The organism is Phyllobacterium sp. (assembly GCF_037994425.1).
Classification (GTDB): Bacteria; Pseudomonadota; Alphaproteobacteria; order Rhizobiales; family Rhizobiaceae; genus Phyllobacterium.
In genome coordinates this window covers 1-14,242 of the sequence record NZ_JBBNAM010000310.1, presented here as the reverse complement: position 1 = coordinate 14,242, position 14,242 = coordinate 1, and the positions used below count along the sequence as shown (strand labels likewise).

Here is a 14,242-nt window from a genome sequence, read left to right as displayed (position 1 = left end):
CCGCGCGACGCGTTGAGGCGGAAAATTTCCGGCTGGCTTTTCCCAAGGCCAGGATCGTCATGGCCGGCGACAATATTGCAGGTGATCGCATCGTAAACGCGCTGATCGCGGTTGATCAGGATGATCTCGTCATCGGCGCTTCGCGTTCGGCACGCCATGTGTTCGGATTGACCGACGAAAGCCTCGAAGCGTCGCTGCCAGCGGCCAACCTGCTCGGTCAGGAGATTGATGCCGAACGCGGCTTCGCTTCGGCCGAACGGAGTGTCATCTGCCGTGCTCTGAGCAATGCGGGCGGCAATGTATCGGTCGCTGCCGGCATGCTTGGCATGAGCCGCGCCACCCTGCACCGCAAGCTGAAGCGACTCGGCCTCAACTGACGTCACCGTTTTCTTGCATGATCTGTCGCAGATCTGCGACACCGCGTCCGGAAGGTTGCCGGCACCCGGCTGACATGCAGCCGCTTGTCGGCGATCCTCAACTCCTGCCGCAGGAGGCGGTATCAACCGCGCCATGCCCCGCTTCAATGGCGGGCGTGCGCCAGGGAGGAAACACGATGAACAAGGTAGAATTCAACCGCACAGTCACACCCAAATTCAAGTCGCGCTACGGCAACTTCATCGGCGGGAAATTCGTCGAGCCGAAGTCCGGGCGTTACTTCGAAAACACCTCGCCCGTAAATGGACAGGTCCTTTGCGAGATTGCCCGTTCCGATGCAAGTGACGTCGAGGCTGCTCTTGATGCCGCCCATGCTGCCAAGGATGCCTGGGGCCGCACCAGTCCCGCTCAGCGCAGTGTCATCCTGAACAAGATCGCACAGGTAATGGAAGACAACCTCGATGTGCTCGCCGAGGCCGAAACCTGGGACAATGGCAAGCCGATCCGCGAAACAACGGCCGCCGACCTGCCGTTGGCCATCGACCACCTGCGCTATTTTGCCGGGGCCATCCGCGCCCAGGAAGGCGGCATTTCCGAGATTGATCATGATACGGTCGCCTACCATTTCCACGAACCGCTCGGCGTCGTTGGCCAGATCATCCCATGGAATTTCCCGCTGCTGATGGCGATATGGAAGCTTGCGCCCGCGCTTGCTGCAGGCAACTGCGTCGTCTTGAAACCCGCAGAACAGACGCCAGCATCCATTCTCGTTCTCGCCGACCTGATCGGCGATCTCCTGCCGCCTGGCGTTCTCAACATCGTCAACGGTTTCGGGCTCGAAGCTGGCAAGCCCCTCGCCTCAAGTCCCCGCATTGCCAAGATCGCGTTTACCGGCGAGACAACGACCGGTCGTCTGATCATGCAATATGCCAGCCAGAACCTCATTCCAGTGACGCTCGAACTTGGCGGCAAATCCCCCAACATCTTCTTCAAGGATGTGACGGCCGAAGATGATGACTTCTTCGACAAGGCGATTGAAGGCTTCGTCATGTTCGCCCTCAATCAGGGTGAAGTATGCACTTGCCCGAGTCGCGCCCTTGTTCACGAGTCGATCTATGACACATTCATGGAGCGCGCTTTGAAGCGTGTCGAGGCGATCGTGCAGGGCGACCCGCTCGATCCTGCAACCATGATCGGTGCGCAAGCGTCGAGCGAACAGCTCGAAAAGATCCTGTCCTATATCGATATCGGCAAACAGGAAGGCGCCGAAGTCTTGACCGGCGGGGGCCGCAATGAACTCGCTGGTGACCTTGCCGGCGGCTACTATGTCAAGCCGACCGTGTTCAAGGGCCACAATCGTATGCGCATCTTCCAGGAGGAGATTTTCGGCCCAGTGGTGTCCGTGACGACGTTCAAGGACAATGACGAAGCGCTCGCGATCGCCAACGACACGCTCTATGGCCTCGGCGCGGGAATCTGGAGCAGAGACGCCAACACCTGCTATCGCTTCGGCCGCGCCATCCAGGCTGGACGCGTCTGGACCAACTGCTATCACGCCTATCCGGCGCACGCGGCATTCGGCGGATACAAACAGTCCGGCATCGGTCGTGAAAACCACTTGAAGATGCTCGACCATTACCAGCAGGCGAAGAACATGCTTGTCAGCTATAGTCCGAAGAAACTCGGTTTCTTCTGAGGAAGTTGCATCGTCGATGGCGCGGGCTTTCTGCGCCATCGACTTTGTTGCGGAGAGACCCATGGAAGAAAAAGTCAGTGCAACCCCTGCCGCTCTCGAACTGATCAAAACCCTGCAATCGGAATATGGACCGATCCTTTTTCACCAGTCCGGCGGGTGCTGCGACGGTTCCTCGCCGATGTGCTATGCGCAGGGCGATTTCATGATCGGCGACCAGGACGTCAAGCTTGGCGAGATTGGCGGCGCGCCGGTCTATATCAGCGCATCCCAGTATGAAGTCTGGAAACACACCGAACTGATCATCGATGTTGTCAAGGGCCGCGGCGGTATGTTTTCACTCGATAATGGCCGCGAACTGCGTTTTCTGACGCGCTCCAAGGTCTGTGTGCCGGGTGCCAAGGCGTGAACTTTAAGCTCAGCCTCGTGTCTTGAAAACAAGCGAGAAGTCCAGCCAATGCTCGCGCTGGGGAACGCTTTCCTGTAAGATTCGTTCTGAACGTCGTTTGCATTTCCTAGACTAGGTAACGCGCAGAGACGATGTTGATCAGTGCAATTTCTGGCGTACCGCCAAGTCCATAAGGCGCCACAATGCCGTTGACGAAGGTACCATAGCCATCTCTTTGCGGACGACTTTGGCCGGTCGCCCTTAAGTCCGCTATGCCATACCCTTTGGGCACCAGGGAGGACCACGAAATGTCGCAAAGCACGGCCATTCCAGTTGTGGTGACGTAGGAGGGCGAATTGACTCCGCCCCTGTCAAGGCCGTCGAAGGCGAACTCTAGGGTCAAGGAATGATCGACGAGCTTGCCTGCCACGGATACAGATTCAGCGCTGTAACTCTCTACCGATGCTGAAATCGTGGGAAAGAAGGGCTATCTCGCGTCCGAAAACCGTCGCGACGGCCGAATGGCACGCAAAATCTATCGTGCAAGCGCCCCTCGCCAAGCACTAGCAGTTGCCCGCGGCAAACCCACAGGTCTTTTGTCTTGGGCTGGATGACCTTGGCGATTTCGACAACACCTTGATCATCTGTATTGGCGGTGACAATGGAGCGAGTGCCGAAGGCATGATCAACGGCACAGAACAAGTTCACCACCTTCAACGGGGGTTCCCTGGTATCCGTTCTGGGGATCATAGCGGACGTTCCCGCATTTTGCGGCAATCCGAGGCGGGCGTCATCGCGGTGAACGATGGCGGAACTTCAGTCATGCCGTAGCATACCAGATGTTACGGGCGTGGCAGCAGTAAAACGCGTACAATGCCAGCCACGAACCCTGAATCTGAACCAAGCCGTTGGGGCAAGGCAGGCACTGGCAAATGTCGTTAGAACGACGCGGCGGGCTTAAGTCCTGTAATGGCCAAACCCGGCAATAGAGCAAGCATGGTGGCGCGGAGTCCCCACGACGAAATGGAACCGCCTCCGCCGACATAGGGCCGAGGCGCGCAAGAGAGGTGCAGGAAAGGTGAGCGAAGAAACAGTGGCCGACGTCGATTTGAATTCAGCGATATCAGCCGTTGAGAACGTCGCCGATGGTTTTTTGGTGGGGCTGCACGCACGCTTCTCTGCTTTGCTGGACCTATCCGCCGAGTTGGCAAATCTGCGGAACGCCTTGACGGCAGCATCGACATCGCCCGTTTTCCTCTCCTTTGCAATCGCCCTGGTCGTGGCGCTGACCGCAGGCAGCTTCCTCGTGCTGGTCCGGCAAGTTAAAATATGGAACGCACCTGGCTGGCGAAGATTTTTCTTGAACGCGGGGGCCGCTGGCTTTGCTTTGGCGCTAGGTCTTGCCGCGGCGAGACTGCTTGCCCCGTCAGGCTTGCCTCTGCGGACCCTTCGACTATGGGCGGTTGTGACTATCGTTGTTTTTATCGTTTTGTACTTGACGAGACTCATATTGACGGCATCGCGACCGCCGAAATTCCGAGACCAATCCTTTCATATGCTGGCGCTGTCCCGTGATCTGTCGATTCCTATAAGCTGGGCGATCATCGGTGTCGGTCTTGTCACGACATTGCAGATTTGGGGTGCAGGGCCAGGTCTCAGAGATTTGACCCGCACGGTCTTGATGGCAATTCCTACCTACGTTCTGCTCGCAGGTGTGGTTTGGCGACACAAGCGCACGATGGCGGTGACAGTCGCCGGTCAGCAAACGAGAAGCCGATGGCGCAGTCGACTTGCCAAATGCTGGCCGGCTATCGTCATCGGATTTCTCGTTATCACATTTATCAGCAGCCAGATCGCTCTTACGCTGGGCGCGCCGCTGCCCGGATCGGCCGTGATTGTGACCATCCTCATGCTGCTTCTGATGCCGCATCTCGACGCGATGATCGGCAGTTGGGCCCAGCGCAAATTAGAAGCTCCGCACATTTCGATCCCTGCGGCTGCCGCGCGGCAGACCGCGCGATTTACCGTGTTTATCGGCACAATTGCGATGCTGGGGACCTTGTGGGCGACGCCGTTGGCTCTCGGGCTCGGCTTCGAGTTGCGAAGCGTCGCGCGCGACGCGTTCGGTATAGCGTTGATCGCCCTCGTGGCGGCGTTTCTATGGAATGTGGTCGGGACGATGACAGAACGTGCCTTGCGCATATCAGGTACGGAAGTCGGTGGTGGAGAGCTAGGTGTACCGCGATCGAGGCTGGGCACGATCGTCCCGCTGATCAGCGGTGTCGGAAAATCCAGCATTCTGGCATTGGCGCTGCTCTCGATCCTGGTTTCGCAAGGTGTCAATGTCTGGCCGCTGATCACCGGCCTAAGCGTCTTTGGGCTTGCGATAGGTTTCGGCTCGCAGACGCTTGTCAAGGATGTTGTATCCGGACTTTTCTTCCTGATCGACGATGCCTTCCGATTCGGCGAATATATCGAAACGTCGGGTGCCAAGGGAACTGTCGAGAAGATTTCGATACGGTCCGTATCACTGCGCAACTCGCGTGGTTCAATCGCGACGGTGCCCTATGGCCAGATCGGCAAGATTCAGAATTACAGTCGCGATTGGGCGATCGAAAAGTTTAGTTTCCGTGTTGCCTTCGACACCGACGTCGAATTGGTCCGCAAGCTCTTCAAAAAAATCGGACAAGACATTGCCACCGACCCGGAGCTTGCCCCGGACCTGATCGAGACCTTCAAAAGCAAAGGCATTGGCGACGTTGAGGACGGGACGCTGATCATCAAGGCGTCGTTTACAGCAAAACCCGGCAAACAGTCGATGATCCGCCGGAAAACGTTAATGGCGGTACAAAACGCGTTCAGACAGAACGGTATTAAAGCCGTGCCGAAACCAATGACCGCCAATGCCGTTCCAGGAGAATCCAGCTAGCCACCGCGTTTCGAGGTCACAATCGTTTCGGCCGCAAAGCTCCTCGCGATCGAAATATTACCCTATCGCAAGATACGGTCTTAGACGAGATATCGCGTCATTCAATGTCCGGTGTTTGCGCGCAAGGCGGACATAAGTCTGATTTGCACCATAGCCTGGATTTGTGCCCTAATGACTAAAATCACTGAGTTGAACCGTCCCGATGGAACGGTTCGCCTGTCTCGCCATCCTTTACGGGCTAACTCGACCTACACTGATGAAATCGCCCGTCTTTAAACCGGCCGTCTGGATCCCAAAAGACGATCTGGCGTATCAGACATTGGGATGCTGCAATGAAAGCGAGACTTGGGATCGCGCCGATCGCTTGTCCGCTTTTTGCGCCATAGGCGGCATACGCGGCTATGCCCATCGGCAACACTGCCGGATGAGAGGGCATAGATCGTTGCATATCCCTGCAGCTTATGGCGCGATCAAAGCCGATCGCGATAGGATCGCGGGCTGATGCCAATCACGCGCTTGAATTGCAGCCCCAAGGTGGATGCGGAGCAAAACCCACACAGGAGCGCAATTTCTTCAATACCCTTGTTTGGATGTTGCCGCAGCAGCTCGGTGGCTCTGTTGATCCGCATGCGTAAGATGTACTGGTAGGGCGTTACCCCGGTCTGCCTACGGAATGCCCGAATGAAATGATATTCACTGAGACCGGCTATACCCGCCAGCTCCGCTATTTTAACTTTGTTGCTGAGACGCGAAGACATGAAATCGATGAGCATCCTCATCTGATGCGGCGCGAGCCCTCCCCTTCTAATTTGTTGATCGAACCTCAGCTCTTCGCTGAGCAGGTAAGCCACAAGGGCGAGCGAGGCGCTGTCGCAAAAGAGTTCGCCAAGCCAGCCAGTATCCATGGCGCTATTGTGCCATATCTCATTCACAAGGCTGTTGACGCAGTGCTTGGTGAAATAGCTATTCGAAATGCGTTCGAACGCCGCGACAATGCGCTCAGCGGGGACATGTATCCGCGTCTCGAGCAGAGTCGGGTGCAATGATATTGACCGATTTCGGTGTTCGTAATCGAGATGTAAACTAAACCCGGCATTGGCCGGCAGGACGAATGTCGTGGAGCCTTGGAGAGAGCCCTCTTCCCAGCCATAGCCAATGTTGCGCCGAAAACGTCCGGTTCCGCTACTATTTATAATTCGAATAGCGTCCATGCCAGAGAACGTACCGTGCACCGTTCTGCGATTGATGCTGCACAATTCGACGCGCCCTTTGGCGCGAAATTCCATCGTGTCGCAGAACCGCGCGAAACCGCTCTTGCGATACCAACGTGCCAATCGATGATCATCAGTAGCGTCGCGAACATTCCTTGGCATCCCTGGCTCCTTCAATGCTGTGGCGGTGTCAGCTTCAGTCGTGGGGATCAAACTTAGGCCGCTACGGGGTCAGCGGCGCCTCTCGGTTCTCGTATGGCGCATTTCCATGCGACGTCAGCGCCCTATTCCGTATCATTGGGTATTTCACAAGAGGTCGGCGCCACGAAAATTGCCCTTTAACGTCGGAAATTGCGATTTTCCAACGTCCCAAACGTGATTGGATGTCGATTAATGTGCAGGTTACTCGAGGCCCGCCACCCTGAAAATCTCGCGACAGAACCTAGATGAATCGGCTGAGAAAGGCCCGCGTTCGTGGATGCTGCGGGTTACCGAGCACATCATCCGGCCGCCCCTGTTCAACAATAATTCCATCATCCATGAACACCACTCGGTCGGCCGCTTCCCGGGCAAATCCGATCTCGTGCGTGACGACAATCATCGTCAAGCCTCGATCGGCAAGATCGCGCATCGTTGCCAAGACTTCGCCTACGAGTTCCGGGTCAAGTGCCGACGTCGGTTCATCGAAAAGCATCAGCTTCGGTTTGATGGCAAGCGCACGGGCTATGGCCACGCGCTGCTGCTGGCCGCCTGATAGCTGCCGCGGATAGGCGTCGGCCTTGTGCGTCAGCCCGACGCGGGCAAGCAATTCCATTGCGAGCTCGGTTGCTTGCCTACGGTTTTGTTTATGAACCCCGATGGGTGCCTCTACAATGTTCTGCAACGCAGTCATGTGCGGATAGAGATTGAACTGCTGGAATACCATGCCAATCTGCCGGCGTTGCACGGCGATCGCCCGGGCTGGCAGCTTGTTAAGTCTGCCATTGTGCAGGGAGTAGCCAATCTGTTCCCCTGCAACGACGATCGATCCGCGATCAATGGCTTCGAGATGGTTGATACAGCGTAGAAACGTCGATTTACCCGAGCCCGAAGGCCCAAGGACGACGACGACTTCACCCGGAGCAACATCGAGATGAATGCCTTTGAGCACCTCCACCTCACCGAAGGCCTTGTGTACATTGCGGGCCCGAACCAAGGGCTCGACGGCTTCGACTGGATTGATGGACAAAGCGGCGGTCATTTGCTGCCCTCCCGAGCCATGGCGGAAATCGCCGTGACGGCGACCTTCTCCTGCTTTCTTGTTGCGGTCGTTGCGCCGATTTCACCGCGGCCGTAATAGCGTTCGATGAAGCCCTGACCGACATTGAGGATCGAGGTGATGAAAAGGTACCAGATCACTGCAACCATCAGCATCGGAATGACCTCGAATGTGCGATTGTAAACGGCCTGCACCGAATAGAGCAGATCGGCCATGGCAATCACACTGACGAGTGATGTCGCTTTGATCATACTGATCAGCTGGTTGCCGGTTGGCGGAACGATCGATCGCATGGCTTGGGGAATGATGATGCGCCAAAGCGCCCGGGCGCGCGTCATGCCGAAGGCCTCGGTCGTTTCGATCTGGCCCTTGTCGACGGAAAGCAGACCGCCGCGAATGATCTCGGCCATGTATGCGGCTTCATTGAGCGCCAGGCCGGCAATGGCCGCTGTCATCGGCGTGATCAGGTCATTGGTGTTCCAGCTGACGAGCGTCGGCCCGAACGGTATCGCAAGTGAGATCTGTGGAAAAAGCGTGGAAAGATTGTACCAGAATATCAGTTGCACCAGCAGCGGAGTGCCACGGAAGAACCATATATAAAGGCCCGCCAGCGAGCTGGCGAGCCGATCGTTCGACATCCGGGCGACGGCGAGAAGCAGTCCGATGACGACGCCAATGGCCATTGCAACGACGGTCAGTCCAAGTGTGACGTAGAGGCCGCGCAGAATCGTCTCCTCGGTGAACCATTGCGCAACTGTCGGCCAGCCGAAGTTTTCATTGTGGGCAACTATCCAGAGAAAATTCGCGGCAACGAGAAGCGTAACGCCCCAAAGGAGCCATCGATCGGTTCGAAATGGCTTGTGTGCGTTCGCCACATCGCGAAGCGCCGCCTCTGCATCGCCCGTGGGAGGCGATGCCACTGTCCGGCTGTCACTGGTCATTTAGCACTCTGACCCGCTAGATTGATGCCGGGCTCCTTGATCATGTTCTTCTCAAGCCCCCACTTCTTCATGATGATGGCATAGGTGCCATTGTCCATGAGAATTTTAAGACCATCGCGCAGGACTTCGCCGAGCGGCGAGCCCTTGGGAACCACGGCACCCTGATAGAGATTGTCGAAACCGTTCTTCTCGCCGGTTGCCGCAAGCTCAAGCTGGCCATTGGTTTGCTGGACGAAATAGGTCAAGGGCGCCTGCGAGGAGAAGAAGGCGTCGGAGCGCCTGGAACGCACGGCCAAAATGGAACTTGGCTGATCAGTGAATGACTGAACTTCGATTGCAGGCTTTCCATCCTTGACGCACTTTTCCGCCTGCGCCTTGATGACCTTCTCGGCCGATCCGGCCGCCATGACGGCAATGCGGGTTCCGCAGGCGGCGTCAAGCGAGGTGATAGCCTTGGGATTGCCCTTCTGTACGGCAAACACAACATACTCCTGCACGTAGTCGACGAAATCGTTGGCTTCCTCTCGGGTTGTAAAGTCGCCGACAGGACCAAAGGCGAACTGGTAACGGCCGGAATTGATGCCGCTGAGGAGCGCCGACAGGCCACTGACGGTGGCATGCTTGATCTCGATACCGAGAAGTTCACCGAGTGCTTTGGTAAGATCGGCACTGGCACCGGACATCTCCGTCGTACCCGTGACGATTTCATAGGGCGGGAAAGAGCCATTGTTAACGGAGATCATGCTTCCAGCCTTGCGGATCTCCTCCGGCAGTTTCGCCTTGAGCGCTTCATTGACCGTCTGTTTCGCAACAGCTGTTTCCTCGGCCATGGCCGGCACTGCGAGGATATACGCTGCAAGCAACGCGGCTGATGCCAGTTTCAATCGTTTCATGTTCATTCCCCTTTTCTTGATTCAATAACGTCAGTTGGTCAGGCGAGTTCGGGTCGTGCGAAGCGCCGGTTCGCCAAGACCGGCAGGATTGATCGTGCATGGCTGATGCGTTTTGGTTCTATATCGGCGAAGATCAATTGCGGCGCCTCACCCGCGCGCACTACAGCAACGCCAAGCGGATCGACGACCATGCTGGCGCCGATATTGCGTTCGCCGCATTCTCCGACAGCGACGACATAGCAGGTATTTTCCAGCGCTCGCGCCGTGACCAGCACCTCCCAATGTGCCTCCTTGCCGGGCCCCTTGACCCATGCGGCGGGCAGGATTAGCACGTCTGCACCATCGATGGCGTGGCGGCGCGCGAGCTCTGGAAAGCGCAAATCGTAGCAGGTCATCAGCCCAAGCTTCAGCCCAGCCACATCGATCAATTCGGGAACCGCTGCCCCAGGCTGAACGTTGGTCGACTCTTTGGCAGCGAAGGCATCGTAAAGGTGCAGCTTCAAATATTGCGCGATGACCTCACCGCGACGAATAGTGACTAGATTGTTGAAGACACGCTCGCCGCCAGTCGGCACGTGAACGCACATCATGATGGTCAGATCGCTGTTGCGGCTGGCTGCCAGGAGCTGCGTCATGAACGGTCCATCCAGCGGCTGCGCCGCCTTGAGCACGATGTCCGGATCGGTGATATCGCGTGCAAGAATCCCTTCAGGCAAGACAAGCAGATCGGCGCCGCCTTCTTGTGCCTGCCCGATCAGCCTGACGCAGATGTCGGCGTTTTCTTGCCAGTTCTTGCTAACGGCAAATTGACCAAGCGCAACCTTCATGCCGGCACTCCTAAGCGGTTCGATTTGGAGGATTGGCGCACTTCGTGCGGGAAGAGATCGGTTGGCGTAAGCAACATTGGTGTCAGTCCTTGCAGATGCAGTTGTTCGGCAAAATCGGCAATCATGTGTTCATTGGCGGCAAAACCGCTCTCATTCCAGCCGCCTGGCAGATCCCGCGCTACATGGCCGAGCTCCTCGATTATCCAGGGCGTTGTGTCGGCATATTTGCGGCGCTTGTTAAGCCAGACGCGCTGCGATTCGTCGAGAAGTTCGCTCAACTCCCGGGCAAGCCAGCCATGCTCGGCGGCAAATGTTGCTTTCAGACCAAGCAGGTGCATGCCCGGCACGTAGCCCACATCGCGGAAGTAGGCGAGTTCTTCGGCGCGGAAGTCAGACAGGACGTGACGGAATTTTGCGTTGGTACCAAAGAAGCTGTCGGGCATGAACGGCGTGAATACAGCGTCCAGTTCGCCGGTCTCCAACAGCTCCATCATTGGCCGCTCGCCGGGTGCAGCTTCAATGCGCCCGGGTCGGCCGAAGCCATCCAGCCTGTCGACAATTGGATGGGCTTCGGTCAACCGTCCTGCAAACCAGAACGCATCTTCAATTCCGACACCCGCATGAGCAAGCGCGGCCCGCGTCCAGGTGTTGCCGGAATCCCGCCACCCGGTAACGCCAATTTTCTTGTCCGCCAATTGTTCGAGCCGTGTGATTGGGCTGTCTTTGGCTGTGATGATGCAACGGTGCCGAAATCCCCGCATGACAAAATTGGGGATGCCAAGCACATCCATTTCTCCTTTTGCCCGGCCTCCGGCATAGCGGCTGAAGGAAATTTCCGCCGCGTCATATTGCGGATCGGTACCGATATTTGAAACGAGAGTGCCGACGCGGTCGATCTTCAAATCTATCTTGTCCGAACTGACATCGCCGAGCGCCAGCGGCGTCAGATAATCCCAATCGCGGACGGCCAATCGAACAGTGATACCCAAGATATTTCCTCGTCGGTTTTACATTTTCCAGCGGGAAGCTAAATGTTCATTCTTGACTGATCAATTGCTATTACGTTACTGAACATTAAAAAGAGGGATGAACGATGAGCGAAATTGCCTCGGTTGAGTGGTTTGCGGAAAAATTGAGTGACCGGACAATGCGCGGGATCGCCATTGAGACGGGTGCCCTCATTCGCGCCGGCGCCATTCCTGTCGGCACAAAGTTGCCGGCGATCCGCGACCTGGCTTTCACGCTTGGCATCAGCCCGGCTACTGTCTCGGAAGCGTGGAGTGAGTTGCGGCGGCAAAAGATCATCACCGGGCGTGGACGCAACGGTACCTGGGTCAGCGGCGATCGCATTGCACCGCGTCCCGCCCGGCTTGCGAGCGCTGGCAATTACGGCGACGAAGTTCTCGACCTCTCGATGGCCGTTCCGGACGTCGAACTGTTGCCACCGCTTGGCGAAGCGCTCAAGCACGGCGCCTCAGCTGAAAATCTCAACAGCTACCGGCGTGTGCGAATTCTTCCGGATTTGCAAGCAGCGGTCGAGCCGCGTTGGCCGTACAAGCCCGAGGCCTACCTTGCCACCAATGGCGGGTATAATGCCGTCTATGCGCTTTTGCATGCATTGATCATGCCCGGATCCTTTATTGCAATCGAAGACCCGACGGCGATGCGGCTACTTGATATTCTCGAAGATCTTGGTGCGCATATTCTTCCGGTGCAATGCGATGGTGATGGGCCACTGCCGGATTCACTCGCTGCAGCGTTGCAAAAGAAGCCAGCCGCCTTCCTGTTTCAGCCGCGCACCCATTGCGTCACGGGAGGTGGGGTGAGCCGCGTTCGCTTCAACGAACTTGCCCGCGTTCTCAAGGACAGCGATGCCCTCATTATTGAGGATGATGGCGTGGGCGACGTTTCGGCCCTGCCCCCGGCAACCCTTGGCAATTGGTTCCCCGACCGGGTTATCCACATCGTATCCTATTCCAAGAGCCTTGGCCCGGACCTGCGGCTTGCCGTGCTTTCCAGTTCAGTGCGCATTGTTGAGCAAATCCAGTCCTATCGCAGTTTCAGCGCGGGCTGGACGAGCCGGGCGCTGCAGTCTGCTGTGGCCTGGCTGCTCGAGGATGAAGAAACGACAAGGAGCATGGTTCGCGCCCGAGCCGTGTACAAGCAGCGGAGAGACGCGCTGATTCGGGCGCTTGGCGAACGTAGTGTCCATCTTTCGGGCGGAGACGGTCTTGTGCTCTGGGTCCCGGTTGAATCGGAACAGTTCGCGCTGGTAACCCTTGCTGCGCGCCGCATCGCCGTGCTCGCAGGTGAAAAGTGCTCGGTACGGCCAGTTAATCATATCCGGGTCGCAACGAGCATATTGAAAGACAGGGAGGATGAGGTTGCTGATGCAATCGCGCTCGCTGTGCGCAATCCGGATCACCGATTTTGAAGTGTGGGAAGGATTTCTATCATCACGATTACAAATTGCTTTCAGATCGCAATCACTAACGGAGGGGCGATCGGCCTCGGGCAGTAGCATCTTGCGGGGCCGATCGCTGAAGATGGGAATCCAACAACAATCTGTTCATCAGTCGCTTGGGTACCATCCGTCCCTGAGTGTCTGGCAACAAGCTCGTGCATCGGCGCACACACAGTGTGGATCTGTCAATTTTGTAGCCTCGACGAGAGCTGAGCGACCGAGGAGCCCAGGGATATACTAGCCCCGCGCGGCCAATCCGGCTGCACGCGGGCCAGGGCGAACGATGTTACCGTTTGTTTTTCCAGCCTTGCCAAAGACCTGTCTCGTCTTTGCGCCACCATAGTCCTCCTACAATACAAGCTACGGCGAGCAACATGACCAATGAATAATATGATCCCTTGGCGAAAAACTGATAAGAGATGAGTGTGGCCACACCAACGATCAAGCCGCGCAATAGCAGCCTTGCTCCGAATGAGGTCCGCAGGATAGCGTTATTTGTTGATACCAACAGTTCCATCATCGATATCTTCCCTCTATGAAGAAATGACAGAAGCAAATTGCGCGCCTCTGTTCATTTAAGATTGTTTTAGGCATATAGCAATTAGTGGTGGCCGCTATTACTTGGACCATCTTGGCCACGCCCACTCGTATCACTACCGCCGCCGCCGTAGTTGCCCATTGCATCGTAACGAGAGTCGTCAGGCACGCCACTCCAATCGGAGTCACCAAGTTGTTTACCGACACGCTCTCCTATTTCTCTTCCGGCCTGACTTCCCAAGCCTGTTCCTATAGCGCCCCCGGTCGGACCGCCCAATGCACTACCAGCAGCCCCGCCTAAGCCAGCGCCAACAGCGCTGCCGATTCCACCGCCAATGCTCTCTGCATCGAGCGCACCAGCAACCACGGGCTGTATAGCAATAATCATAGACACCGCGGCGACAGAAGTGACAACGGCAAGAGAAATCGGGCGCGTTGCCAATGGTTTCATTGTTCCCATGTCTGAATAGTCTCCTCAATTGTTCAAGCTATCAAAAATAGCCGATGCTCATAGTTTGGGTGCCTGTCAGCACCCCCGGGTCCCACGGCTATTGTCTCACCCACCACCCGCCGCTAGCCGGTGTAATTATCGAGTGGACCGCCGCGTGCTACAGGCCAGATATCCGCTGATATCTATAATATGTCATATAGTATATAATCGATATTCAATGATAGATGGCCATGGCGAGCTGATCATGTTCTATGATCGCAATGGACAAATTCCAC

13 protein-coding genes are annotated in these 14,242 nt (G+C 56.7%); 5 read left to right on the top strand and 8 right to left on the bottom strand.

Going from position 1 to position 14,242, the window contains the following annotated elements; translation table 11 throughout:
• From AAAB35_RS20930 to AAAB35_RS20920, 3 genes are all read left to right on the top strand, one after another.
• The coding region (locus AAAB35_RS20930) for a helix-turn-helix domain-containing protein (protein WP_340670206.1) at positions 1-377 on the top strand (377 nt) is incomplete at its 5' end.
• 176 nt (positions 378-553) lie between these two features.
• The gene (gene adh, locus AAAB35_RS20925) at positions 554-2,071 is read left to right on the top strand and encodes an aldehyde dehydrogenase (protein WP_340670205.1); all 1,518 of its coding nucleotides are present in this window, start codon (positions 554-556) and stop codon (positions 2,069-2,071) included.
• 61 nt (positions 2,072-2,132) lie between these two features.
• On the top strand, positions 2,133-2,477 hold the full coding sequence (locus tag AAAB35_RS20920) for a DUF779 domain-containing protein (RefSeq protein ID WP_340670204.1): 345 nt from the start codon (positions 2,133-2,135) through the stop codon (positions 2,475-2,477).
• Positions 2,478-2,583: 106 nt separating this feature from the next.
• On the opposite strand, the gene AAAB35_RS20915 is transcribed toward AAAB35_RS20920, so the two are convergent.
• Entirely contained in the window at positions 2,584-2,886 is a 303-nt protein-coding gene (locus tag AAAB35_RS20915; protein WP_340670203.1) for a hypothetical protein, read from the bottom strand.
• A gap of 648 nt (positions 2,887-3,534) precedes the next feature.
• Between AAAB35_RS20915 and AAAB35_RS20910 the strand changes: the two genes are divergently transcribed.
• On the top strand, positions 3,535-5,385 hold the full coding sequence (locus AAAB35_RS20910) for a mechanosensitive ion channel domain-containing protein (RefSeq protein WP_340670202.1): 1,851 nt from the start codon (positions 3,535-3,537) through the stop codon (positions 5,383-5,385).
• A gap of 470 nt (positions 5,386-5,855) precedes the next feature.
• On the opposite strand, the gene AAAB35_RS20905 is transcribed toward AAAB35_RS20910, so the two are convergent.
• The 6 genes from AAAB35_RS20905 to AAAB35_RS20880 form a co-directional block, all read right to left on the bottom strand.
• Positions 5,856-6,758, bottom strand: coding sequence for a helix-turn-helix domain-containing protein (locus AAAB35_RS20905; RefSeq protein ID WP_340670201.1), 903 nt, complete (start codon positions 6,756-6,758; stop codon positions 5,856-5,858).
• Between the two features lie 280 nt (positions 6,759-7,038).
• The gene (locus AAAB35_RS20900) at positions 7,039-7,836 is read right to left on the bottom strand and encodes an amino acid ABC transporter ATP-binding protein (RefSeq protein WP_340670200.1); all 798 of its coding nucleotides are present in this window, start codon (positions 7,834-7,836) and stop codon (positions 7,039-7,041) included.
• The gene (locus AAAB35_RS20895) at positions 7,833-8,795 is read right to left on the bottom strand and encodes an amino acid ABC transporter permease (protein ID WP_340670199.1); all 963 of its coding nucleotides are present in this window, start codon (positions 8,793-8,795) and stop codon (positions 7,833-7,835) included. The genes AAAB35_RS20900 and AAAB35_RS20895 overlap by 4 nt, the downstream gene beginning before the upstream one ends.
• Entirely contained in the window at positions 8,792-9,688 is an 897-nt protein-coding gene (locus AAAB35_RS20890) for an ABC transporter substrate-binding protein (RefSeq protein ID WP_340670198.1), read from the bottom strand. The genes AAAB35_RS20895 and AAAB35_RS20890 overlap by 4 nt, the downstream gene beginning before the upstream one ends.
• 38 nt (positions 9,689-9,726) lie before the next feature.
• Positions 9,727-10,515 (bottom strand): deaminated glutathione amidase, encoded by a 789-nt coding sequence (locus tag AAAB35_RS20885; RefSeq protein ID WP_340670197.1) that lies wholly within the window; start codon positions 10,513-10,515, stop codon positions 9,727-9,729.
• On the bottom strand, positions 10,512-11,504 hold the full coding sequence (locus AAAB35_RS20880) for a nitrate ABC transporter substrate-binding protein (RefSeq protein ID WP_340670196.1): 993 nt from the start codon (positions 11,502-11,504) through the stop codon (positions 10,512-10,514). Before AAAB35_RS20880 ends, AAAB35_RS20885 begins: the two co-directional genes overlap by 4 nt.
• Before the next feature lie 104 nt (positions 11,505-11,608).
• Here AAAB35_RS20880 and AAAB35_RS20875 point away from each other — a divergent pair, with 104 nt between their 5' ends.
• Positions 11,609-12,949: an aminotransferase class I/II-fold pyridoxal phosphate-dependent enzyme gene (locus AAAB35_RS20875; protein ID WP_340670195.1), complete on the top strand. Its 1,341-nt coding sequence runs from the start codon at positions 11,609-11,611 to the stop codon at positions 12,947-12,949.
• A gap of 316 nt (positions 12,950-13,265) precedes the next feature.
• Here the strand turns inward: AAAB35_RS20875 and AAAB35_RS20870 are convergent, their stop codons facing one another.
• On the bottom strand, positions 13,266-13,499 hold the full coding sequence (locus AAAB35_RS20870; RefSeq protein WP_340670194.1) for a hypothetical protein: 234 nt from the start codon (positions 13,497-13,499) through the stop codon (positions 13,266-13,268).
• Positions 13,500-14,242: the final 743 nt, after the last annotated feature.